At 39.6% G+C, this 25,234-nt stretch carries 18 protein-coding genes and 3 tRNA genes; 8 read left to right on the plus strand and 13 right to left on the minus strand.

From position 1 onward, the window contains the following. The first annotated feature begins 69 nt into the window (after window positions 1-69). Window positions 70-750, plus strand: coding sequence for a peroxiredoxin-like family protein (locus ABD009_RS11320; protein WP_343825466.1), 681 nt, complete (start codon window positions 70-72; stop codon window positions 748-750). 87 nt (window positions 751-837) lie between these two features. Here the strand turns inward: ABD009_RS11320 and ABD009_RS11325 are convergent, their stop codons facing one another. The 3 genes from ABD009_RS11325 to folE2 all read right to left on the minus strand — a co-directional run bounded on the left by ABD009_RS11325 (window position 838) and on the right by folE2 (window position 8,051). Next, window positions 838-2,244 carry an FAD-dependent oxidoreductase gene (locus ABD009_RS11325; RefSeq protein ID WP_343825468.1) on the minus strand — a complete coding sequence of 469 codons (1,407 nt, stop codon included), beginning with the start codon at window positions 2,242-2,244 and terminating at the stop codon, window positions 838-840. A gap of 9 nt (window positions 2,245-2,253) precedes the next feature. Further along, a complete protein-coding gene (gltB, locus tag ABD009_RS11330; protein WP_425543074.1) occupies window positions 2,254-6,768 on the minus strand; it encodes a glutamate synthase large subunit in 4,515 nt (1,504 codons plus the stop codon). A 356-nt stretch (window positions 6,769-7,124) separates the two neighbouring features. Then, window positions 7,125-8,051: a GTP cyclohydrolase FolE2 gene (folE2, locus tag ABD009_RS11335; protein WP_343825470.1), complete on the minus strand. Its 927-nt coding sequence runs from the start codon at window positions 8,049-8,051 to the stop codon at window positions 7,125-7,127. Window positions 8,052-8,278: 227 nt separating this feature from the next. On the opposite strand from folE2, the gene ABD009_RS11340 reads away from it, so the two are divergent. Next, window positions 8,279-10,015, plus strand: a complete 1,737-nt coding sequence (locus tag ABD009_RS11340) for a hypothetical protein (protein ID WP_343825472.1) — start codon at window positions 8,279-8,281, stop codon at window positions 10,013-10,015. Between the two features lie 16 nt (window positions 10,016-10,031). Here the strand turns inward: ABD009_RS11340 and ABD009_RS11345 are convergent, their stop codons facing one another. The 4 genes from ABD009_RS11345 to trmB form a co-directional block, all read right to left on the minus strand. Continuing rightward, a complete protein-coding gene (locus tag ABD009_RS11345; protein ID WP_343825475.1) occupies window positions 10,032-10,616 on the minus strand; it encodes a YfiR family protein in 585 nt (194 codons plus the stop codon). Continuing rightward, window positions 10,609-12,237 (minus strand): sensor histidine kinase, encoded by a 1,629-nt coding sequence (locus tag ABD009_RS11350; RefSeq protein WP_343825477.1) that lies wholly within the window; start codon window positions 12,235-12,237, stop codon window positions 10,609-10,611. Before ABD009_RS11350 ends, ABD009_RS11345 begins: the two co-directional genes overlap by 8 nt. A 247-nt stretch (window positions 12,238-12,484) precedes the next feature. Further along, a complete protein-coding gene (locus ABD009_RS11355) occupies window positions 12,485-13,561 on the minus strand; it encodes a methyltransferase (protein ID WP_155696205.1) in 1,077 nt (358 codons plus the stop codon). A 1-nt stretch (window position 13,562) separates the two neighbouring features. Continuing rightward, window positions 13,563-14,312, minus strand: coding sequence for a tRNA (guanosine(46)-N7)-methyltransferase TrmB (gene trmB / locus ABD009_RS11360; RefSeq protein WP_343825480.1), 750 nt, complete (start codon window positions 14,310-14,312; stop codon window positions 13,563-13,565). A 134-nt stretch (window positions 14,313-14,446) separates the two neighbouring features. On the opposite strand from trmB, the gene mutY reads away from it, so the two are divergent. Both mutY and ABD009_RS11370 read left to right on the plus strand, forming a co-directional pair. Next, a complete protein-coding gene (gene mutY, locus ABD009_RS11365) occupies window positions 14,447-15,538 on the plus strand; it encodes an A/G-specific adenine glycosylase (protein WP_343825482.1) in 1,092 nt (363 codons plus the stop codon). 77 nt (window positions 15,539-15,615) lie between these two features. Then, a complete protein-coding gene (locus ABD009_RS11370) occupies window positions 15,616-15,888 on the plus strand; it encodes an oxidative damage protection protein (RefSeq protein ID WP_343825484.1) in 273 nt (90 codons plus the stop codon). Between the two features lie 106 nt (window positions 15,889-15,994). On the opposite strand, the gene ABD009_RS11375 is transcribed toward ABD009_RS11370, so the two are convergent. Further along, window positions 15,995-18,802, minus strand: coding sequence for a hybrid sensor histidine kinase/response regulator (locus ABD009_RS11375; protein WP_343825486.1), 2,808 nt, complete (start codon window positions 18,800-18,802; stop codon window positions 15,995-15,997). Between the two features lie 142 nt (window positions 18,803-18,944). Between ABD009_RS11375 and ABD009_RS11380 the strand changes: the two genes are divergently transcribed. The 4 genes from ABD009_RS11380 (at window position 18,945) to ABD009_RS11395 (ending at window position 20,551) form a co-directional block, all read left to right on the plus strand. Then, window positions 18,945-20,099 (plus strand): EAL domain-containing response regulator, encoded by a 1,155-nt coding sequence (locus ABD009_RS11380; protein WP_343825488.1) that lies wholly within the window; start codon window positions 18,945-18,947, stop codon window positions 20,097-20,099. A 149-nt stretch (window positions 20,100-20,248) separates the two neighbouring features. Continuing rightward, window positions 20,249-20,324, plus strand: a tRNA-Phe gene (locus tag ABD009_RS11385). Between the two features lie 48 nt (window positions 20,325-20,372). After that, window positions 20,373-20,448, plus strand: a tRNA-Thr gene (locus tag ABD009_RS11390). A gap of 27 nt (window positions 20,449-20,475) precedes the next feature. After that, a tRNA-Phe gene (locus tag ABD009_RS11395) sits at window positions 20,476-20,551 on the plus strand. Between the two features lie 96 nt (window positions 20,552-20,647). Here the strand turns inward: ABD009_RS11395 and ABD009_RS11400 are convergent. From ABD009_RS11400 to ABD009_RS11420, 5 genes are read right to left on the minus strand one after another with little or no spacing between them, the layout of a single operon-like run. Beyond that, entirely contained in the window at window positions 20,648-21,433 is a 786-nt protein-coding gene (locus tag ABD009_RS11400) for a HesA/MoeB/ThiF family protein (protein WP_343825490.1), read from the minus strand. Between the two features lie 17 nt (window positions 21,434-21,450). Beyond that, window positions 21,451-23,019, minus strand: coding sequence for a thiamine phosphate synthase (gene thiE, locus ABD009_RS11405; protein ID WP_343825492.1), 1,569 nt, complete (start codon window positions 23,017-23,019; stop codon window positions 21,451-21,453). After that, window positions 23,012-23,827 carry a thiazole synthase gene (locus tag ABD009_RS11410; RefSeq protein WP_343825494.1) on the minus strand — a complete coding sequence of 272 codons (816 nt, stop codon included), beginning with the start codon at window positions 23,825-23,827 and terminating at the stop codon, window positions 23,012-23,014. The genes thiE and ABD009_RS11410 overlap by 8 nt, the downstream gene beginning before the upstream one ends. Window positions 23,828-23,830: 3 nt before the next feature. Then, window positions 23,831-24,040, minus strand: a complete 210-nt coding sequence (gene thiS / locus ABD009_RS11415; protein ID WP_343825496.1) for a sulfur carrier protein ThiS — start codon at window positions 24,038-24,040, stop codon at window positions 23,831-23,833. Window positions 24,041-24,081: 41 nt separating this feature from the next. Further along, complete coding sequence (locus ABD009_RS11420) at window positions 24,082-25,221, minus strand: FAD-dependent oxidoreductase (protein WP_343825498.1); 1,140 nt, start codon at window positions 25,219-25,221, stop codon at window positions 24,082-24,084. Window positions 25,222-25,234 lie beyond the last annotated feature (13 nt).

A 25,234-nucleotide genomic window follows, 5' to 3' on the forward strand; every position in this document is an offset into this window, starting at 1 on the left:
TAAAATAACCGAATGCACTTCTTTGGAAGTGCATTTTTATTTTTAAAGGAAAACCCTTACAGGAACACTATGAAAAAACATTTGATTCAATCTCTACTATTAGCAGCTTCTTTTTTCATTTCGTCTTTTTCAGCATTTGCACAAGCGGCCAATGGCATAGCCAATAGCATTTCGGAAGTTAGGCCAACCTTACCAGGCATGATTATCCCTAATACTTGTGTAGAAAGTAGCGATAAAAGCAAAGTCTGCACTGAGGCGTTGTTTGCTGAGAAACCAACGGTACTAGTTGTATATCGAGGCGGGTGGTGTCCTTATTGTAATGCTCAGCTTAATAGAATGAAGTCTATTGAGTCGGCACTTGAGTTTTTGGGTTTCCAAATCGTTGCTATTTCGCCTGACAGTAATAAAAATATTGCAGAGCAGCAGTCTCGAGAAGAGCTAGCGTACAACCTACTTGCTGATCCTAAGTTAGAATTGGCGAAAAACATGGGTTTAGCGTATTTCTTAGATAAGAAAACAGAAGAAAAGTATCGCGATAAGTTAGGTGTGCCGTTTATTGATATCGATGGTGATTCACGTGTAGCGCTGCCAGTACCTGCGGTTTATATTATCGATCAGCAGGGTAAGGTTCACTTCCAATATGTTAATCCTGATATATCTGTACGTTTAAGTGAAAACTTACTATACACAGCAGCGTCAGAAACAATGAAAGTGATTAACAAAGTAGAGCAAAAAAAAGCGAATAAATAACTTTTAAGCTAGGTTATTATTGATGGCAAGGCTTATTATTTAGCCTTGCGCATCAAGCATCAAGCATCAAGCATCAGCTATCAATAATCAAACCTCTAGCATATCCATTATTCCAGCGGCCGCATCTCGGCCTTCTGCAATGGCTGTAACGACTAAATCTGCGCCTCTGACGATATCGCCACCAGCAAAGATTTTGGGGTTACTGGTTTGATAAGCAAATTCGCCATTAGCGTTTGCTTTAATGGTATTCCAATCTGTTAGTTCAACACCAAAAGGGCTCAACCAGTCAAGCGACAAAGGTTGAAAACCAAAGGCAATAACCACTGCATTAGACTCCAATATAAAGTTGCTGTCAGGCACCGCTTCAGGTCGTTGACGGCCATTAGCATCGGGTTTACCTAAGGCTGTTTTTACAAACTCTACGCCGCAAGCTTCACCTTTTCCATTTACTAAAATGTCTAGTGGCTGTGAATTCCAAACAAACTGTACACCTTCCTCTTTTGCATTTTTCACTTCACGGCGAGAACCAGGCATACTTTTCTCATCTCTGCGATATACGCACTTAACGGACTTAGCTCCTTGGCGAATAGCAGTACGAACACAGTCCATAGCTGTATCGCCACCACCAAGTACAACAACATCTTGGTCTTTGAAGTCTATTTCTAACGGGCCTTTTTTCATGACGTGGCGAGTATTGCTAATCAAGTAAGGCAGTGCATTATAAACACGCGGTGCTGACTCATTAGTAAAACCACCTTTAAGGTTTTTATAGGTGCCTACCGCTAAAAATACTGCGTCATATTCATTGATTATCTTGTCTAGTGAAATGTCGTTACCCACTTCAGTATTCAGTACAAATTCCACACCCATTTCTTCAAATACGTTACGACGGTTTATCATCACTTCTTTTTCAAGTTTAAATGCCGGTATGCCATAAGTAAGCAGACCGCCAATTTCATCGTATTTATCGTAAACCGTTGCAGATACTCCGTTGCGAACTAACACGTCGGCACATGCAAGCCCAGCCGGACCAGCACCAATAACTGCGACCTTCTTGTCCGTCTTAATCACATCTGAAATATCCGGTCGCCAGCCAAGTTCAAAAGCCTTGTCCGTAATATATTTTTCGATACTGCCAATAGTCACGGCACCAAAGTCATCGTTCAGCGTGCAGGCGCCTTCACATAAACGGTCTTGAGGACAAACTCGTCCACATACTTCAGGAAGGCTGTTTGTTTTGTGAGACAACTCAGCTGCTTCAATTATTTTGCCTTGATTGGCTAACTCCAACCACTGAGGAATATAGTTGTGAACTGGGCATTTCCATTCGCAATATGGATTGCCGCAGTCTAAACAACGATCTGCTTGGCCTGCAGCTTGATCTTCATCTAACGGTTTATAAATTTCTATAAAGTCAGATTGCCTAATTTTAAGAGGCTGTTTTTTAGGGTCGATGCGTTGGACATCTACAAATTGATAAATATTTTTATTCATAATTCAGTCCTACATCGCTTCAATGCGTAATTCGTTTGACGAACGCTGTCTGTGGCCTAATAAAAGGTCTACATCCACTGACTTAGGCTTCACAAGTTTGAACTTGTTATGCCATTGTGAAAACTCACTTAATATCTCTAATGAACGAGTACTTTGTGTCGCTTCGTAATGATCGTTTATTAAGCCTCTTAAGAACTCTATATGTAATTGGTTTGGAAGTTTTAAGGCTTCAACGTGTTGTGGGTTTATTTTTTCATCTAAAGTGCCATCTTCATCTAGAAGGTAAGCGAACCCTCCTGTCATACCTGCACCAAAGTTAATGCCTACGGTTCCTAAAACAACGACAGTTCCGCCCGTCATATATTCACAGGCATTTTCACCTGCGCCTTCAATTACTGCATTTGCACCTGAGTTTCTAACGGCAAATCGTTCACCTGCGCAACCAGCGGCTAATAGTTTTCCGCCAGTCGCGCCGTATAAACAGGTATTTCCCATAATGGCAGACACATGACTTAAGTAAGCAACACCTAGCGGAGGATGAATAACAATAGTGCCCCCCGTCATGCCTTTACCAACATAATCATTGGCGTCACCGGTTAATTGTAAATTCACGCCGCCAGCATTCCAAACTCCAAAGCTTTGGCCTGCAGTACCTACAAAGTTTAGTTTTATAGGATCGCCTGCCATGCCTTGGTTGCCATATTTAGCCGCAACTTCGCCTGATAATTGCGCCGGAACGGAACGGTCAGTATTGCGAATAGGGTAACTAAACTCGCCTCCGCTACGTGCTTTTAATGCGGCTTTAGTATCCGCCACAATTTTACAGTTTAGTTCAGCGGTATCCGCTGGGATATTGGCCTCAGACTGATAAAGAGGTTGTGTACTTTTTAGCGTCACTGAATCTAAAATGTTTTGCAGGGCTAAATTTTGTTGTTTTGCGGTTTGACCTTCAATTATCTCAAGTAAGTCGGTGCGACCAATTAAATCCACTAGGTTAGCAACACCAAGTGACGCTAAGTGTTCTCTAGTTTCGCTGCCGATGAACTTAAAGTAATTTTCAACCATCTCTGGCAACCCAATAAAATAACGTTGCCTTAATGTTTGATCTTGTGTTGCAACACCAGTTGCACAGTTATTTAAATGGCATATACGTAAATATTTGCAGCCCAAAGCAACCATAGGTCCCGTTCCAAAACCAAAAGTTTCAGCGCCAAGAATGGCTGCTTTTACAATATCGAGTCCGGTTTTTAAGCCACCATCCACTTGTAGTCGTACTTTATGACGTAATCCATTCTCAACTAAAGCTTGATGCACTTCGGCTAAACCAAGCTCCCAAGGACAGCCTGCATGTTTTACAGAAGTTAGAGGGCTTGCACCTGTACCGCCGTCAAATCCGGAGATAGTTATTAAATCGGCGTTGGCTTTAGCGACACCTGTAGCAATGGTGCCAACGCCTGGCTCAGATACGAGCTTCACAGAAATTAATGCTTTAGGGTTTACCTGCTTCAAATCAAAAATTAGCTGAGCCAAATCTTCAATCGAATAGATATCATGATGTGGCGGTGGAGATATTAATGTCACACCAGGAATTGAGAAGCGTAACTTGGCGATTTCTGGGCTTACTTTTTCTCCAGGTAACTGACCGCCTTCTCCGGGTTTTGCACCTTGAGCGACTTTAATCTGAATAACTTCGGCATTTCTTAAATAATGAGGCGTAACACCAAAACGGCCTGAAGCAATTTGTTTGATTTTAGAGTTTTTAACGGTGCCAAAACGTTTAGGATCTTCACCGCCTTCGCCTGAGTTAGAAAACCCTCCAAGTCTGTTCATTGCCACTGCAAGTGCTTCATGTGCTTCAGGACTTAATGCTCCGATAGACATAGCGGCAGAATCAAATTTGGGGAATAGGTTCTCTACAGGCTCTACCTGTTCTAAAGGAATAGAGCTGGAAGAGTTTAATTTAAATAAATCTCTAAAATGACTGGCAGGTCGATTATTTACGGCATCGGCGTAAGCTTGGTAGTCGCTGGCATCGCCGCTTTGCACTGCTTTTTGTAAAAGTTGTACCACGTCTGGGTTATAAGCGTGATATTCGCCGCCGTGAACGTATTTTAAGAATCCGCCATGTTCTAATTCTTTGCGAGCTAACCAAGCATATTTGTTGAGTCTAGATAAATCCGATTGCACATCCACAAACTCTGCACCGCCAATTCGGCTTACAATGTGAGGGAAGCACATAGACATGATTTCAGATCCAATGCCAATAAGCTCAAATAGGTTAGAACATCGGTAGCTTGCCACCGTTGATATGCCCATTTTAGACATGATTTTTAACAAGCCTTTATTGAGACCTTGGCGATAATTAATCATGGCTTGTTTGGCGTTAAGCGGTATATCGCCTTTTTGAACATACTGCTCGACGGTTTCATAAGCTAAATATGGATAAACAGCGGTAGCGCCCAGGCCAATAAGCACAGCAAGTTGGTGAGAGTTACGCACGCCACCAGTTTCAACAATAATATTGGTATCACAACGCAGTTGCTGAGTAACAAGTGTTTCTTGCACAGCACCAATAGCGAGAGGTGCTGGAATAACAAGTTGATCTTTAGTGGGGTTTTTATCGGACAAAGTAACAATAACGGTCTTGTTTTCAGCCACGCTGTGCGCCACTTTTTTACATAAACCTTGTATTGCTGACTTTAAATCAAATTGTTCGGCGTTAAAGCAAAGTGAAAACGTTTCTGAGCGGTAATGCTCTTGGTCATACTCTTTAAGCTGTTTAATGTCGGTATACATCAATACAGGTGAATTGAATAAAACACGATCCGCATATCCTGAGGTTTCAGCAAAAACGTTTTGCTCTCGACCAATACATGTCGCCAACGACATAACATGACTTTCTCTAAGAGGGTCTATTGGTGGGTTGGTAACCTGAGCAAATTGCTGACGAAAATAGTCGTAGTAGTCTCTAACTTTTTGGGACATCACGGCCATAGGCGTATCATCGCCCATAGAGCCTGTAGCTTCTTGTCCGTCACAAGCGAGTACTTTTATGACTTGTTCTATTTCTTCGTAAGTGTAATTAAACAGTTTATGCAAAATACGTTGTTGTTTATCGTCATATAAACGAGTGCCAATTTGATCTGCCGGGTAGTCTTCAAATGGAATAAGTCGTCGAATATTTTGTTCAAGCCATTCGTTATATGGATGTCGGTCTTTTAAATCATGATCAATTTGGTCTGAGTACCACACTTTGCCATTGTAGGTATCAACGGCGAGCATTTCACCTGGACCAACACGCCCTTGCTCTATTACTTCATCGGGTGTGTAGTCCCAAATGCCAGACTCTGACGCTAGGGTCAGCAGTTTATCTTTGGTAATAATGTATCGGGCAGGGCGTAAACCATTCCTGTCCAAGTTACAGGCGACATGTCGACCATTGGTAATGACTATTCCCGCAGGACCATCCCAAGGCTCCATGTGCATAGAGTTAAATTCGTAAAAAGACTTTAGCTCTTTATCCATGTGTGGGTGTTTTTGATAAGCTGGTGGAACTAATAGTCGCATTGCCCTGAATAAATCCATGCCACCGGCTAAAAAGAGCTCAAGCATGTTATCTAGCGACGCGCTGTCACTGCCTTGGTAATTAACAAAAGGTGCAGCATCTTTTAAATCGGCAATCAGAGGAGAGTGGAATTTATATTCTCTAGCTTGCGCCCATTGTCGGTTACCCTTAATTGTATTGATTTCGCCATTGTGAGCTAAGAATCGGAAGGGTTGAGCTAGTTTCCATTGAGGCGTTGTATTTGTTGAAAAGCGCTGGTGGAAAACACAGATGGCGGTGGACATTCTAATGTCCGCGAGATCTAAGTAAAAGTCGGCAAGATCCTTTGGCATGACCAACCCTTTGTATATTGTCACCAAGCAGCTAAGGCTCGGAATATAAAAGTCTGGATCGTGGATCATTTGTTGTTCTATTCGACGCCTTGCCATGTAAAGTCGTCGTTCAAAGTCTTTTTTACGCCAGCCTGGAGGTGCATTTATAAAGACTTGTTGAATATCCGGTAAACTTTGACTTGCGATTTCACCAAGAACCTCATTGTTGGTGGGAACCTGACGCCAACCTACAATCTGTAGCGTTTCTTTTTCTAACTCTTTAGTGATAATAGCAATGGCTTGCTGCTTTAAGACAATGTCGGTACTGAAGAAAATATTGCCAACGGCGTATTTTTTGCCAAGACGCCATCCATTTTGTTCGGCAATTTCTGAAAAGAATTGATCGGGTTTTTGCATCAACAAACCACAACCGTCACCGGTTTTTCCATCGGCTGATACGCCGCCACGATGTTGCATTCGAGCCAAGCTAGTAATAGCCGTTCGAACTATTTTATGGCTAGGTTCACCTTCAAGGTGAGCTATTAGGCCAAACCCACAATTGTCTTTTACCCAATCTTCATTATGTAAAGTTGTTTGAATGCTCGTTTTGATTTTATTGTTATTGTCGTTGCTCAAAATTAACCTCACAAGTGCGACCCAATGCGCAAATATCTAAATTAGTATAGTCATAAATTAAAAGTACTAATGTTCAGGCTTGTTTAAATGCATCGATATAGCGGGTCATGATGAATATAAATTCAATAATTGTAAATAATCTATCCTTGCGAAGGTTTTAAATCAAGTAGAAATTAGAACTATGACTCTAAAATAATGTTGTAAAAAAACAATTTAATGAGTTCGGGCTAGTGGTTTTGGTGATTTTTTGAAGGGTTTTCTAAACGTTGAGGCTTTTTATGTAGTTTAGTAACAAAAGAGGGCGTAAAAAAGCAGCTCGTAAAAAATAGGAGCTGCTTCTCAAGAAACTTTAAATATTGAATATTAGCTTATTTAGAAGCGTAACCACCATCAATGCCTTTACTTGCAACAGCAACGGCGTCGTGTGCATGTAAAGATTCATAATGGTTTACTCGTAGCCAGAAGTCACGGTAGCCATCAATGCTGTTTAATGATGCTTTAATGCGTCGTCCAGCATCTTCACAGAACATTAGGTTTTGACCATTAAGGCGGGCAAATTCTTGTTCGTCTTCACGTTTTACAGCTGCTTGAACTGGCGTTTTAAGAGCAAACTCAATAGCGTCAACAAGATCAACAATTGGAAAGTCTGAAACTGAATCAGCTAGCTTAACTTTAACTTCAGCAATAGAACGTTGGCTGTGTGGAGTAGCCACTATGCCTTCAGTAGAGCCTAACCATTCGTGAACGGTTTCTGCATTTACTTGAGCTTGTCCATCAAATGTTTTTGTAAACTGGTTTTGAATAAGCTGACGCGCAAGCGCTGCTGAACACGGACAAGTAGATGAATAAGGCACTTTAACCGCTAATTCAATATCAAGTACACCGTCAGTCAGGTTACCGGTGATCACAACTGGATATGCTTTCCAGCCTAACTTACCACTGATCAATGATTTGCGGCGCATGTGGTAGTCAAACTCAAACTTTAGGTGGGCAGAGTTTGATAAGTCATGGTGACTTTCAATGAAGTTGTTTAATAGAGACTTTAAGTTCTCGATATTAAGTGCACTTTCAACTGAAAGCTCATCTAACATAAGATACAAGCGAGACATATGAATGCCTTTAGCCTTAGGCTCTTTTAAATTAACAAACGCCTCTACAAGCGCTGAAATAGGACGAGTCTCACCTTGCATCTCAACCATTAATGGCATTTCGATGTTGCTCATCCCGACCCAATCAAGTACGCCTTCAGTTTGGGCTTTCGCTTGATTTGCGATGTCTGGCATTTTAGTTGGCATGTAATCTCCAAAATTTTCAACAACAAAAGCCCTCATGTGTCATAGAGAGGGCTATTAAAATTAGTGTTTAGCTTATAGTGGTCATTTATACCACATTTTCAAGGTCTAGTTCATCAAATAACCTAGTGTTTTACTCAACTTTTTATTATAAGGTTCAAAAATAAATTATAAATATGCTAGTGTTGAATCGGGATTAAACTTATAAGTTCATAGGATAGTGATAAAGCATGTTTCGGTATTTCAAATTAACCTCTTACTTTCTTTTGGTTTTTTTAATATCAACCCAACCTGTTTATGCAGAAAAGTTTGGTACTGTATTAATAGGTGGTGGGTTAGACGTTTGTACATCCGCCCATTCGCAACACTGCAAAACTAAATTAGCAGTTAACGAAAATTCACATAGTACTCACCGTTATCTTCTCAATACAAAAAATATAAATACCTTGGCGTCACTTTATTATGCAGACCCTTCTATTCAAACTAAACAAATGCATGAGTTTTTAACAAATATTGGCAAGCTTAATGAGCTATCGAAATCCTATACGGAAAAAGGTTTAAGTCATTTCTTTAGAAAATCTAATTTACCAGATGCGACTAAGCTAGATGCCTTTCACTGGCAAATGATATTAGATGTTTTTCAAGAGAGAGTAATTGCTACTCGCTTTTTGCAAAGAGACAGGTACAAAAATGTCAACGTAGACGTGTTCAACAGTAAACAACTATTTGTAGCAAAAGCTTTAAGAGAGTTTGTGGACAATGTGTCTGGCGACAACATTTTAATTGTTACGGCGGCGAATAGAGATGCTTTTGAAGACGTATATTGGTTAATTAAAACTTTTGAACAGTTTGATTTAGATGTGAAATGGATGCCTTTAGATTTAGCTGTAGCAGAAATATGGAGAACGACAGATATTTCTAGCTCAGATAAAGTGGAAGCCGCATGTAAAAGTATTAATGAAACCAGACACAAGATAGCAAAGCGATATTTCAGAGATCGTATCTACGGTGACTTAAATGAAGAGCTCATAGAGAGCTGTAGCGAGCCAGATAAAGTTATCGATCTTGTGGAGGAAGCTGACGGGATCTACTTTCATGATGGAGACCCAATCGTCCTTCGAGATAGCTTAATGATTAACGATATTGAGCCTAATCATGTTTGGAAACGGATTTTGTCTCGCCATCAAAATAAGCAAATAACCTTAGCCTTTAATGGTGGAGCAATTCGTGCGCTAGGCGGGAATGAAGGGCGCAATGGTTTTGTTATACAGGGGTCGAGTAAAGATAGCCTTAACGATGGTTTTGGAATTTATTCAAACTTAGAAGCTTCGAAAAAGCATGTGAAAGGCAACGAGCCTTTGATGAGCATGGCGGGATTAGGATTATTTGACGGCATAAGCTTTGACAGTGAATTTAATAACATTAGCCGGCAGGGGCGACTTTTTGGGTTGCTAGCAATGATGAAGCTACCTTACGGCATTGGCATTGATGAACGAACAGTACTAGCGATAAAACAAAATGCTAATGGCCTAGAGCTGAAAGTAAGTGGGGAGGGGGGTGTGACAGTTGTTAACAATACAGAAAGTACTAGAGCATCTTTAGCGCCCGCAAAACTGACTGATATTGTAATGAGCTTTATGACACAAGACGACACAGCGCTATTTAAAGACAGTAAATTTAGTTTTGATTTTGCGAATTGGAAGTATAGTTCAAGCCAATACTCACAGCCTGTAGTCAGGGCCGGCAAAGTATTTCGCCCAGAAGCATTTTCAAAAACAATGTACATGTTGTGTACCACTGGCGCCAGAAAAGCACTATTAAAGCATATAGAGCTCGGCAAAGGGCATGTGCTAAACGTTGGTAAGTTATCTAATTCTGTATCTGTGTCTGGTAGCAAAAATGTGAATGGCGAAAATTACAGTTATTGTTCTTATCGTGGTTACACTATTTCTATAAAACCTAATTAGAAGGGAAACCTTTTATTTAAGGTATAACTACTGAAGCTCTAATAAGCTGGTGATTAACTTCGAGCGACGAGCGGCGTAAGTGTTTCCGACTGAAAACAAAGGTGACGGCAGTACCTTGGAATGAAATGCTAGCAATATTGCCAGTTTCTTTAAGATTAACGTTGTTCGCAATGGTCATCGACTCTTCTGATAAAGCTTTAATTATCTCTTTATCAGATGGTTTAGGATCTGCGTTATATATAATGTGGCAATAGGATAAAGGTACGTCTGAAGCTTGTTGCCAATTGCTGATAGACACATCAATACTTTGTTTTCGACTTTCATGTGTTTTTTTTAGTATTTCACCAATACGAAAACTCTTTTCACCAACAAAACAGAATTCAGGCTGTGCTTCTTTTTGTGCATTGTTGAAGTCTATAAAAAAGAAGAGCTGATAGATTATTGCTGCTGTTTTTTTTGCCTTTATATCTGGATTACCATTAACAGTAGCACTATTAACCGCAGTTCCATTGACCGTTGTACTATCTATAAAGTAAGCGCTGACTTCGTTAGGCAAGCTAAATAGTACTAAGGTGAGAACTACAGAAACAAGTTTAATCATGTTTTGAGCTCTGTAACTTACTTGGAAACTCTATGGTGAATATTGCACCTTCCGTTAATTGGCTCTCAACAGATATGCTACCTTGAAGTGCTTGAGTGACTAGGTTGTAAACCAAATGTAAACCTAAGCCTGAACCTCCATCGCCGCGTGAAGTTGTGACAAAAGGATCAAAGACTTTTTGTTTAATTTTTTGTTCAATACCGCAACCGTTGTCTCTAAAAACAATTATACAGTTTCCGTTACTTTCCTCTGCTGTTATAGATATGTCACCTTGCTCCATAGACTTAAATCCGTGCAGAATGGAATTCATGATCAAGTTTATAATTATCTGATTGAGTGGACCTGGTTTTGTAGTAATTGAAATTCTGTCATCACAATCCACCGTAATGATATGGCGATATTTTTTTAAGGTGGGCTGCATAGAGGTAATAATTTCATCTAAATAGGAATGGAGATTAATCTCTCTAATCACGCCTGCAGTTTGATCGACTGCAACCTGCTTAAAGGAGCTAATTAAATCAGCTGCTCGAGTCAAATTGCGATAGATTATTTGAGTGTTTTCTTTGCTCTCTGTTAAAAAAGCCGTTAACTGACCTGCACTTAATGTCTTATCATCAAGTTTGCTTGAAATCTCGTCTATCCGGTCGGAAAGCATTGTTGATGCTGTTACGCCAAGCCCTATTGGCGTATTAACCTCATGTGCAACGCCAGCAACCATTTGTCCTAAGCTTGCCATTTTCTCCGACTGAATAACTTGTGACTGATACTGATGAACCTGTTCCAGAGCCGTTAATAGCTCTTGGTTAGACTCTTTAAGGGCTTTTGTTCGGTATACAACCTTTTCTTCAAGATTTTGATTAAGCTCAGTTATTTCTTCTTCTGCCAATGAAAACCGCCTAATTTGCTGGGCAATTTTTGCAAGCAGCTCATTTACGGCATTGGTAACAACGGCAATTTCGTCAAACTCTATTGGAGAAACTTTTTTAGAAAATGAGGGATCTCGGCTAGCAGCTTCTAATTCGTCTACAAATCGAGTAATAGGTTTTAATATTCTGTTTCTTAGGGAATGAGCAATGACAAAGGCGACAATAACAACCGCAAGTATAATTATTAGATTAATCTTCAGTAATTCATACAGATCATTGTGGTAGCTTGATGTAGAAAGCTTTATATAAATGTAACCAATAACGGTATCTAGCTTTGAGTGCGTTATGGGCAAAGAATATTCTAAATAGTTTTCATTAAAGCGAGGGGTCAGTAGATTATTTAACCGATCTTTTTGTTCTACAATGGGAGCAATGTCACCACTGTTGTAGCTAGTAAAAAATTTTATACTTTGAGATTCTTCATCCACTTTGTAAATATGAACATTTAGTATTTCTTTCACGCTTTTTAGGGTGTTTAAAAAATCGTTTAGGCCAACGCGTTGATCAAAAGCAATGGGTACGGCTGCGTTATAGGCAATTATCTCACTAATGGTATTCGCTAAATATATTGATTCGTCTTTCTGATTTTTTTTATAGGTCAAGGTGGATATGGTAACGGAGACCACGAGAGTCAATATGCTCACGAGCAGTATTGCTGTGTTTATTGCGGACTTTAATGACAGACTATTGTTCATAATTTATGTTAACTATTTGCTTTAATTAACCAAAAAGAAACGAAACAAAAATTCAAATTTATACACCTAAATTAGTAGACCTATTTAAATAGAATAGTTGTTATTATAAAGAAAGGAAGTGGATTTAAGCGATTGCTTTAATTATTTTTTATCGTTCTGAGTCTATAGCTAAAAAATAGCTAAAGTAGGGGCAAAAAAACAGGTAAGAAAGGGGCTACATTAAGCCCCTCTTGATAGATTTTTAAGATTAGCGGATGTGATAAACCGAAAAACGTTTATTATTGATTATTGTTTTTCCGCTTTTAAGGTATTTTTGAAATAGTTCTGGGTAAGGCAAGAATGAATTAGCCACAACCCACATATTGAAACGGTTTTTAAGTAATACCGCGCTATTTTTTAAAAATTGATCAACTATTGAATAGTCTGTTTGCAAGCCTGTATGAAATGGCGGATTTGAAACAATAAAGTCAAACTGATTGGCTTTGTTCATTAAATTAGCAAGTCCATTTGAGTGGATTGCCGTGGCAGTTACGTTATTTAATTCAAACGTGCGCTTACTACTTTCTATCGCAAGAACGTCAACATCAATGCCAATCACTTCATTTTTAGAATCAAGGCTCAATACCGTAGCAATAACACCGCAACCACAACCAAAGTCGATGCCTTTTCCTTCAACAGGTAACATGTTTTTTAGTAACAGTTCAGTACCGTTATCTAAACCTTTAGCGCTAAACACGCCAGGTAAAGACGCAAGCGTTACTTTTTTAGTTTCACCAGACACGTTAATTTCTAGGTTGGTTTCACTAAACCAGCTTTCCATTGTTTTATTGCATGGCTCATTGTTTGATACAGCATTAAACAACATACAATGTCTAGCAGAGTCGATTTTCCTCGCTCCAGTAGTAAATTTGTTTAAAACTTTATCGCAGCCTTTTACGCCACCCTTTTTTTCACCAATAACAAAATATTCGCCATCAGTTTTTAAAAGCTGGCTCACCATCGACAAATAATAATCAAAGCGAAGTTTTGCTTTAGGGTAATAGATGATCACAGCGTCAAATTCACCCGCTTGTGCTTTGGTTAACCAAGCAGACTTGTGAACTTTTAGGTTGTCTTGTGATGACACAGACTGAGACGATAAATACTCAGCGGTATCAATATAAGGCGTGTAAACAGTCCAATGAATATCAGGGCGTAGTTTTGATAACTCGTTTAATGATGCGTCTGGTAACGCATCCATCAATAAAATATTGCCTGCAGGTAAATGGTCTATATTACGAATGATAACTTGGTTTTCGCTTTGAAAAGCACTGTTAGAAGCCATGTTATTTTACTCGCTCAAACATAATGTCCCATACGCCATGACCTAAACGGTGACCACGTTGTTCAAACTTAGTTAGTGGACGGCTGTCAGGACGTTCAACAAATACGTTTGTTTTATTTGCATCACTATTAATTTTTGATGCGATATTAGAGAATGTGTCCGTTGAGTCCATTACTTCAATCATATGTTCAGAATAGTTTTCCCAGTCTGTGGCCATATGGAAAACACCGCCCATTTTCAATTTGGTACGAAGGCTCTCAACAAAGGCTTGCTGCACAATTCTTCGCTTGTGGTGACGAGTTTTGTGCCACGGATCAGGGAAAAACAACTGTACAGTTGTTAAAGATTCATCTGCAATACAGTCACGTAATATCTCAATCGCGTCATGATTATACAAACGTAAGTTGGTTACGCCTGCTTCGTCTGCCGATGACAAACATGCACCTACTCCTGGCAGGTGAACTTCAATTCCAACAAAGTTTTTGTCAGGCGCATTTTTGGCCATTTCAACCAGTGACGCACCCATGCCAAAACCAATTTCTAAAACAACAGGGTTGTCGTTGCCAAACACTGTTTTAAAGTCGACTAAACCTTGTTTATGCTCTAACCCCATTGTTGGCCAGAACTGATCTAATGCCTTTTGCTGACCTTTTGTTAGACGGCCTTCGCGCTTAACAAAACTTTTGATAGTTCTGATGTATTTGCCTTCAGCTTGCGCCTGTTCAACAGTGTTACGAGTATTATCAGTCATGACTTCTTAATTTTTTTAGTTGAAATTGATTAAATTTTGGCGCGCATTATCTTACAGCAGAGCAAGTGTCTCAAGCTGTTTACGTCAATTCGTTAATTATTTGTTATAGTGCGCAGCATTAAAGATAGTGAATAATGACAAAAAGAACAGTTATGCCAGAGTTAACAAAAGCAGAATGCAGTTGGTTTACAAAACAATCTTTAGATTGGTACGACATCAATGGTCGTAAACATTTGCCTTGGCAACAATCAGTTACGCCATATAGAGTGTGGTTGTCGGAAGTAATGTTACAGCAGACACAAGTAACAACTGTGATCCCTTACTTTGAAAAGTTCACCGCAGATTTCCCCACTGTTTCAGATTTGGCAAACGCACCTGAAGATGAGGTTTTACACCTGTGGACTGGACTAGGGTATTACGCACGCGCTCGTAATCTGCACAAAGCCGCTAAAAAAGTTCGTGATGAATACAACGGCGTATTCCCTTCAGAGTTTCAACAAGTTTTAGATTTACCAGGAGTAGGGCGTTCCACTGCTGGCGCAGTTTTATCACTTTCACTAGGTCAGCATCACCCAATCCTTGATGGAAATGTAAAGCGAGTACTTACTCGTTTTTATGCAGTGGAAGGTTGGCCTGGGAAAAAAACAGTGGAAAATACGTTATGGAGCTATGCAGAACAACTAACACCCTCGTCTAGACCTGGAAACTTTAATCAAGTGATGATGGACTTAGGGGCAACCGTCTGCACAAGAAGCAAACCTAAATGTGAAATCTGTCCATTATCTGAAAAGTGCGCAGCAAAAGCGCAATCAAGGCAAACGGATTTTCCCTTTTCTAAACCTAAAAAAGAAAAGCCGATCAAGTTTGTTTATATGCTGATGCTTAAAAATGGCTCTGAAGTGTTTATGTATCAACGCCCACCATCAGGCATTTGGGGAGGGTTATATAGTTTCCCAGAGTTTGAGACGTTAGACATGTTACAGCATTACCTTGATGATCTAGGTTTGGGGAATTCTGATTTGGATTTTGATGAAAACTTGTTGTTTAGGCATACATTTAGTCATTATCATTTAGATATACAACCGCTTGTATTACCGGTTGGAGCGCTACCAAAAATACAGCCTGCAGTTGGTGAGCAGAATAAGTTGTGGTTTAACGCTGGGGAAATAGAAACGAACAAAGTTGGGTTGTCGGCGGTTGCTAAAAAGTTACTGCAAGATTTATAGAGATGAAACTGGGGTAGCATATGCACTCTAACCTTATTACAATACGTTTAAACACTAATTAGAAGCGAATATAAACTATGGCTCGTCAAGTATTTTGTGAACACTTAAAAAAAGAAGCAGAAGGGTTAGACTTTCAATTATACCCTGGTGAAATTGGTACACGCATTTTTAACGGAATTTCGAAAGAAGCTTGGTCTGAGTGGCAAAAGAAGCAAGTCATGCTAATTAACGAACATAAGCTTTCTATGATAAACCCTGAACATCGTGAGTTGTTGGAATCAACAATGGTTGGCTTCTTATTTGAAGGCAAAGACGTTGAAATTGAAGGTTACGTACCGAAAAGCAAATAGTCCGGATTTTTAGCTTTACCTCTAATATGAAATATATTATCTACCGGTAAATGCTAAATACGCTGGAAAGTAAGGCCTGATAACAATTTGTCGTCAGGCCTTTTTGTTATTTATATTCGCTGTTAACGTAGTTAATAACATCGTTAAATTGCTGTTGAATTTTAATAACCAATAAACCAATGTCTGCACTATCGGCTGTATGCGCAACCTCTTCCAATTCAAAGGCCGAATTAAACAATGGCATTGCGCCGACACTTTTAGACATAGACTTGAACTGGTGAGCTAAGTTCTTAAGATTTTCACGATCTGTATGCTCGACAGAGATATTCATTTTATCAATTAACTCGTTGCCTCTCGCTTTGAACATATCCAAGTATTTCACGTGTCTTTCTTTATCATTACCCAAGTAACTTACCAACACAGATTGCTGAATTGGCTCTCCAGAGCTTGGAATAGTTTCGGTTACTTTTGTTCTGCTCACTTCTTTCAATGATGTCGCTGCTTCATTGTTGTCTATATTTAGCCATTTTTTCATGACAACTTCTAAATCATTTAACTCTAGAGGTTTTGTAAGATAACCGTCCATTCCTAAGCTAATACATTTTTGTTCTTCGCCTTTCAGTGCATTTGCTGTGATAGCTACAACGCGAGTAAAGTTTTCGTTGTCACTGCCATTAGGACCTTCTTCACGAATAGTTTTTACTACGTCGTAGCCGCTTTTATGAGGCATATGAAGGTCAGTAAGTACTAATGGATATTTATGCTCACGCCACAGTTCAATCGCTTCCTGTCCGTCGTTCGCAACTTCAACGGCATAACCAAGCATATTCAGCTGCTCTGATATTACTCGTTGGTTCATCGCGTTGTCTTCTGCCAGCAAAACCAGTTGATTCTTTTTACGTGCTTCATCAATAGTCATTGTTGCTACTGATTTTACATTGGACTCTTTTGGCGCAGACGGGTCGTGTTTCTTATTGTCAGTCACGTCTTGAATTAATTCTAATAAATTACTTCGGCACAGTGGAGTTGCGTGCATATACCAAACACGGTCATGTTCCTGAACCTGATTGTCCATAGTGCTACTTAGTACTAAGAATCGGGTGTTTAATAGGTTAGGGTGTTCAAGCAGGTCGTATACTAAATTTACAGTATCGTCGTGTTGAATGGTTGCATCGATAACCCAAATTGACTGGTGGGACTGTTCAAAACGATAATGTTCTGTAACCTGCTTTAAGGCTTCTGCAGTATGGCAGGCGGTAACATTCGCGTTATAGTGTTTAACGTAAGATTCCATTGCCGCAATGTTGTGGTAGTCACTAGAAAAACAAACTAAGTCTAACTCTGAAAATTCGTGCTTAGGTGTTTGTTGTGTATCTACGCTTGAGCGCAGTGGCAGCGACACTGTAAACTCGGAACCTTCACCCAATTCAGACTTAACATCAATGTGACCATACATTAAGTCGGTTAACCTTTGGCAAATTGTTAAGCCTAAACCTGTGCCGCCAAATTGACGAGTTACAGACCCTTCGGCTTGATTAAATGGTTGGAATACATAGTTGACTTGTCGGTCAGTCATGCCTTTACCGTTGTCGATAACTCTTAATACTACATTGGTAAACTCGAGGTTCTTTTCGCTTATTTCAGCTCTTATCTGAACAACCCCTTTTTTAGACTTAGACGAGTTTGTAAACTTAATAGCATTGCCGGCTAAGTTAAATAAGATTTGACGAATTCTAATTGGATCGCCCATTAAGTTTTCGCTGATAGCAGGGTCGCAGTATAAGCGCAGCTCAACATTCTTTTGTTCCGCTACCGACAGCAAGGTTCTTCCTACTGCTTCAACAATGTCGTTGATAGACATAGGGATACTTTCTACTTCAAGTTTACCAGCTTCAATTTTTGAGAAGTCTAAGATGTCATCGATTATTCTTAAAAGTGAGAATGCGGACTCTCGAATAGTATCGGAAAGTCTAAATTGATTTTGATTTAATGTGCTTCGACGAAGCAAATCAATAGATCCTATTATGCCGTTCATTGGCGTTCTGATTTCGTGACTCATTGTTGCTAAGAAGGTAGATTTAGATTCATTCGCTTGTTCCGCTTCTTCCATTGCCATACGAAGTGCGTTGGTTCGCTCATTAATCTTACTTTCCATTTCTTGTGCTAGCTTGTCATTCGCTAAATCTAATTCTGAATTGTCTGCTCTAAGACCGTCTACCTTTTTAAGTAGGCTGTTAATGGTTGCCGCTAGCATGGCAAATGGACCAAATCGTTTTGGAGCTAAACGCTTATCAAACTTGTCTTTGGTTAAAATTAAATTAGTCTCGGCCATTAAAGGCATAGTGTTCTTATTCACATTCTGGTTAAACAGTGAGATTAATAAGCGGGTTAAAACAATGGCACCAATAAGTGAAATAAGGAATAAACTGAATATAAAACTAACATCAGCCTTTTGTTTGAGCATTGTGCCAATTAATAGACCCGTTTCTTCGCCATTTACAGTGATGATTTTTCTAATCTCTACCCAGCTATTTAAGTCTGAAACGTGGTTGGCCAAAATTGGGCTAGGGATATAACCTTTAAGCTGACTTGTGCTGGCTTGTTTAATAAGTTGTCCGCCTTCGAGGCGATATAGGAAAAAGGCTTTATTCTTCGACTCACCATGAATGGCGTTAATGTAAAACTGAGCGGGCGTTTGATTTTCGATATCCATGATGTTGTCAGGCATGCCTTTAGCAATTGAATTGACATGCTTTTGAAGATCTGTGGTGAGTTGGTCTGGTTTTAACCACTGTGAGAATGTGTACAACCCACCAATACCGGCCATTGCAGCTAAGCACCCAAACAAGACAAACCAGATTAATACTACGTGTGCTATCTTTACAAACTTGAGCTTTTTAATTTTATTATCCATTTAAGAGTGACTTTATTTATTGATTATTATTAGTAACTAGCTTAATAATAGATACTAGTTGTTCACTTTTTGCATACAAATGTCCGTTAAGTAAACAATACCTCCTTCAACTCCGTTTAATCAAGGTTTTTGTGCTGGGAATATGGAATATATCAATTTATTAAATAGGATTACCGCAGTCGATGATGATCCTTTTTTCTTGCATTTTATTGAAGATAAATTTCAAGAGATTGGGCTAAACAATGTTAACTTATTTAGTGATCCTAACTTAGGCTTAGAAAGCCTTATTGTTAGTTCTGAGTTTAATGACCTTGTGTTAGTTGACTTACAAATGCCTGAAATAGATGGCATTGCATTTTTGAAATTACTTGGGGGTGCAGGATATAAAGGTCAGGTTGTTGTTATAAGTGGGTTTGAGTCTAAAGTCTTGCAGATGGCGGAATCTATCGCAAAACAACGAGATTTAGCTATTTTGGGGCAATTGACAAAACCATTCTCGGCTGTGCAATTAAATGGCTTGGTGGATAGAGCCCTATCACGAATTATTTCAGCAGAGAATCCTGAGTTCGTAGCTTCAGTAGAAAATTACGACCCAGACAATTTTGAGATTAATGAAGTTTCGTTGTGTCCAGTTATCCAGCCTCAAATAAACATCGATAATGAAAGTATTGTTGGTTATGAGATCTTATCTCGCTTAAAAGCACTAGACGGTACAATTATTTATCCCAACCAATTTATAAGTGATTTTGAAGAAAACGGCCGAATTTCTGAATTTAATAAAGTGCTGTTTAGAACATCATTGGCTCGAATGGCAAAATACCCAAATATAAACTTTTCAATGAACCTGTCTATGCGAGACTTAAACTCTCATAGGATTGTTGATGAGATTGACTCATTACTTAGAGAGTTTGGTGTTCAGGCTAGTCGTTTGACCATAGAGATTACAGAAACCTGTCTAGTGGAAAATTTATTAACAGCTCAGGAAATTGCAACGCGACTAAGACTGTTAGGTTGCTCACTAGCCATAGATGACTACGGTACCGGTTATTCCACGATGAAACAGTTAACGGAGTTTCCTTTTAAAGAGTTAAAAATAGACCGACAGTACATCAGTAATTGTCATACACACGAAGAGCACCAAATTATAATTCGTTCAACAGTTGAAATGGCAAAAGCGTTGGGGATGAAAACCGTTGCTGAGGGTGTTGAAACAAAAGAAGAGTTAGAGTTTGTTAAAGAAGCAGGTATTGAAATTGTTCAGGGATATTACTATTCGAAGCCTTATGTTTGGGCTTAAATGCTATTTTTTGCCCAATTAGTCTATTTTATGCCCATTTAATTAAAGTATTTAAAAAACTAGTTGACTTAAAACCCCAAAATCCGTTTAATACACGCCGCACCAAGTAGGACTGTTTAAAACACGAAAACTTGATGCACGCACTTAGTGCCTCGATAGCTCAGTTGGTAGAGCAGAGGATTGAAAATCCTCGTGTCCCTGGTTCGATTCCGGGTCGAGGCACCATTCTTCTTGAATGTGTGCAGAAGAAAATCCCAGCAATGGGTTGGTGTCGCCGACTTAGCTCAGTTGGTAGAGCAACTGACTTGTAATCAGTAGGTCGCCAGTTCGATTCCGGCAGTCGGCACCATTTCTTCTTTTTTTAGCACTATAATGTGCCTCGATAGCTCAGTTGGTAGAGCAGAGGATTGAAAATCCTCGTGTCCCTGGTTCGATTCCGGGTCGAGGCACCATTCGCTAAAGTAAAATAGAACCTCATTTTTATGACTTACTATTACCTCATATAATTAAACTGTAAAACAAAAACTCGGCTATGACCTAATGCATTGTTAATCCAAATGGTTACAGCAGACTTTGCAGCTCTGTTCCTTTTTTACTTTTAAGTTACTAACAATCATCCCCCAAGCATCAAATGTAATCAATTCACTGATACTGGTACTTTTGTTCAGAAGCATTCTGATAACTTCAATAGCCTGTAGGCTACCCATAACACCTAGTAAAGGGCTTAAAACGCCAGAGGTAGAGCAGTTTAGGCTTTGTGTTGGTTTATTGGGGAAAAGACATTCGTAACAAGGTGACTGGCTGTTCGAAAAGTCAAAGCTCACTAATTGCCCTTGGCATTGTATTGCTGAGGCTGAAACTAATTTGATTTTGCTAGCAACTGCATGTGAATTTATAAAATGTCGAGTCGTAGCGTTATCAGTGCAATCTAAAACAATATCTACATTTTTTAATTGCTCAGATAAATTCAACTCTAAAACAGACTGATTAATAGCGTTAATATTAATCAAGGGGTTCAAATACTTTAGCCTTTGTTGGGCAGCACAAACTTTGGGTTCGCCGATATCTTGGCTTGTAAATAGCACCTGCCTTTGTAAGTTACTAATTTCAACAACGTCATGGTCTATTAGAGTGATACTACCAATACCAGAGGCGGCTAAGTATTGGCTAGCAGCGCAACCTAAGCCACCCATACCGACTATCATGACGCGAGCGCTAACAATATCTAGCTGGCCTTGTTCACCAATATTTTCGGTCATAACATGTCTGTTGTAACGGAGAAACTGTGGAGTACTCAGGCTTTTGTTAACATATGATTTATTAGGGCCACTCATTGGACTTTTTCTCACTTTTATTCATTTAATTGTTGTTCAATGATTTGCTGGAAATTTTTGACTGCTTCGTCAGTATTTTCAGCTCGAGTTATTGCGGTAACAACCGCTATAGATCCGACTTTAGTCATTAAGACGTCTTTTGCGTTTAAAAGACTAATACCACCAATAGCTACAATTGGAGTATTCGACGTCAATTGAACCAGTTTTTTAAGAGTACTTAAGCCTTGAATTTGTCCTGTCATATCTTTGGTTTTAGTTGGAAATATGGCACCGATGGCTATATACGACGGCTTATACTGTAATGCTTTTAGCAGCTCATAATGGCCATGAGTGCTGATACCTAAGCGAAGTCCTGCTTGCTTGATTGCTTTTAAGTCGGCCGTTTGAAGATCTTCTTGTCCTAAGTGGACTCCATAAGCATTGTGCTCAATGGCATATTCCCAGAAGTCATTAATGAATAAGCGGGCCTGGTATTGCTCTCCTAATTTGACCGCTTGTGAAATTGCATTAGATAACTTATCTCCTTTGAGCTTTTTTTCACGATATTGGATCGTTTTTATGCCCAGTTGTAGCAATTGTTGCAACCATTGTAACGAGTCTACAACCGGATATAACCCCAGCTTGTTTGTCCCACAGGAAGGAAAACTAACATTGGTAGCCTTCCGATTAGAGTGACTGTGTGGCTCCTTGCTTGGATTATTATTTAATAGTGACTCAATACTTAATACTTCAGGATAATTACTAATATTATTTGGCCAACCCCCTTGCCAAACACCGGCATATTTATAGGTTTGCTTTTTTGCTACATTCAATCCTTGATTGATATAAGCCTTAGCAATAACAAAGGCATCTCTGACTAGATACCCTTGTGCAAGCAATACAGTTATAGCAGATGAGAAAGTACACCCAGTGCCGTGGCTATTGTCAGTTAATATTGTATTGCTGCTCAGCCAATATGAGTCAGAGAAGCTTGAATAAACATCTATGCTTTTGTTTTCAGTTATGTCGATGTGACCGCCTTTTATGATGCTTGCGCCAACTCCAAGGTTAAGTAATTTTTTTGAGGCAGCTTGCAAACATGTCCAGGTTTGGGGACATATTCCGGTTAAGGCTATTAGCTCATGTTTATTTGGTGTTATTAAATCGACTAAAGGTAGTAGTAGGGTTTTTACAGCAGGTAAAAGATCTTCTTCTGTTAACGGCCCACCATTTGAAGCTATTGCAACGGGGTCATAAATTACATACGGCTTTGTTATAGCGTTGGACTTAATTTGATTTATTTGTTCCGCTATTAATTTAACCTGACGAGCATTGGCCAGCAAACCTATTTTGATGACTTTAGGAGTGTCCACCTTGATTAAAGCTGAAATCTGAGATTGTATGACCTCCTCTAGTACAGCATTAATCGCAAGTACATTATCATGGTTTTGAGCAGTAACGGCGGTTATAACACAGCTAGGATCTGCACCTAGATTATGCATAGTCTTTATATCTGCCTGAATCCCAGCTCCGGCCGTGCAATCACTGCCGGCTATAGTCCACACCGTTGGTTTTGTATTGGAATTTTCTGGGAAAATGTTATTCATTGTCGCTAATCTTTGTGTTTTGGTGCCAAAATGGAGTATCCAATGTAGGTGTACTTGCATGTGCTGTCTGTTGCTGTTGCATTAAGCCCGCCCGGAAACCAAGTTCGCCAGCATTTAATGCATAGCAAAATGCTTTTGCCATCCCTACAGGATCATCTGCCAACGCAACTGCGCTATTCAACAAGATACCGTCAAAGCCCATTTCCATTGCTATGCAAGCATCAGAAGGTTTACCAATTCCTGCGTCTAGTATCAGAGTGGTATTGGGTAAACGATGCCTGATTGTTTCGAGGTTGTATGGGTTGATTAGTCCTTTCCCTGTACCTATTGGAGAAGCCCAAGGCATGATCACTTCACATCCCAAATCGTAGAGATTTTGGCATATAACTAAGTCGTCCGTACAATATGGTAAAACCTTAAAGCCATCCTTTATCAGCATATTGGTTGCTTTTAATAACTCAATTGGGTCGGGTTGCAGGTTGTAGTCATCACCAATCACTTCTAATTTAATCCAGTTTGTATTAAATATCTCACGACTCATTTGCGATAGAGTGTAAGCTTCGTTGGCGGTTTTACAGCCAGCAGTATTAGGTAGTACAAACCCCTGTGTTTTCGACATGATGTCTTGGATATATTGCCAAATTTTTTGACCAGAGCCCTGTTCTGGCTGTTGGCGCTTTAAAGAAAGGGTCACAACTTGTGAACCACTAGCTAACACTGCCTGTTTCATAATTTCAGGAGAGGGATATAGAGCACTGCCAATCAGTAATCTGCTATTAAGTATCTCTCCATATATATTTAGGCTCATTTTTTAACCACCATGAATTGGGAATAAAACATCAATAGAGTCAGAGTTTTTGATGGAGGTAAGTGTGTACTGACTTTTGCTCACAAATTCACCATTAAGTGCCACTGCGTAGCTCATTTTTAGCTGAGAGCTTGAGAGAAAAAGATGTAAAGCGTCACTAACATAAGCTTTATCAGCTAGCGTTAATGTATGTCCGTTTATATGTATATTCATTTTATTAACCTTTTCTAAAATGTTGTGGGCATTGCAGAGTCCTAACAAAACCTGATTGGCAATAGCGAAGAGTAATTGGATGAAACAGATTCACCAGAAGTTGGAGCTCGACTTTTCAAAGCATGTTCAACGGTCGTTTCAAGTTGTTTTACGACAACGGGCGCTATTAAGTATCCATGGCGATAGAGGCCATTTACTTGGATGAGTCTATTTTTACATCGTATTTGTGGTTGATTATCATTAAAAGCGGGTCGAAGTTGGCTGATATGTTGTTGGATATGAGCTTCTGCAAAACCAGAATGAACACTATAAGCGGCACTTAATAGCTCCAATGACGAGCGAACTGTTATTGGTTTACGGCAATCACTTTCTAGTTCAGTTGCCCCTACGACAAAAATGTTGTTGGCTTTTGGCGCTATATAAAGTTGGTATCTAGGGTGCATTAATCGAACGGGTCTTGTAAGCTCAACCTCTGGGGCTAGCAAGTGAAATAACTCACCTCTTACACCTCTTAAGTCGGTAAGAGGAGCTGCTTTTTGTGACGACTCTTGAGTTCTTGCTCCTGTACCTCGAGCATCAACTACTAAATCAAACTTATGCAATTGCCCATTTGCACTGAGTGCACAATGATCAAGAGCGTTAGTCAAACCTGTGACGATAGACTCGCTATGCCAATTAATTAACTTGCACTCAAGCTCTCGCTTCAACGCTGTTAACAGCATGCGGTTATCAATTTGACCTTCCAATGGCAAGTAAACTCCTTGAGTAAATTGCTGGCTTAATTGGGGCTCTAATTGAAACAGCTGTGATTGATTTAACTTATGCATATCATGTTGAGGGTAATGCCTTGTCAAGTGACGAGTAAGCCGCTGATACTCCCCGAAGTCTTGTTGATGACTTATCATTAGAGCCCCGAGTTGTTGAAAATCAACTTGATGTTGTAATTGAGCAAGTATCTGTGGCCATAAATTGAGGGAAACAATTCCCATTTCAACAATGTTTGGGGTACAGTGTAATGACTCCCCTAACGGAGTTAATAAACCAGCGGCGGCATATGCCGCACTTTGTGTTGCTTGTTTGTTGTCTTTATCGAAAATAGTTACTCGATAACCATTGCGTACTAAAGACAATGCTGTCAACCGACCAATTAAGCCTGCACCTACCACCGCTACATTTGCCACTAGAGGCTCCTTT

Source organism: Psychrosphaera haliotis, from assembly GCF_039523615.1.
Lineage (GTDB): Bacteria > Pseudomonadota > Gammaproteobacteria > Enterobacterales > Alteromonadaceae > Psychrosphaera > Psychrosphaera haliotis.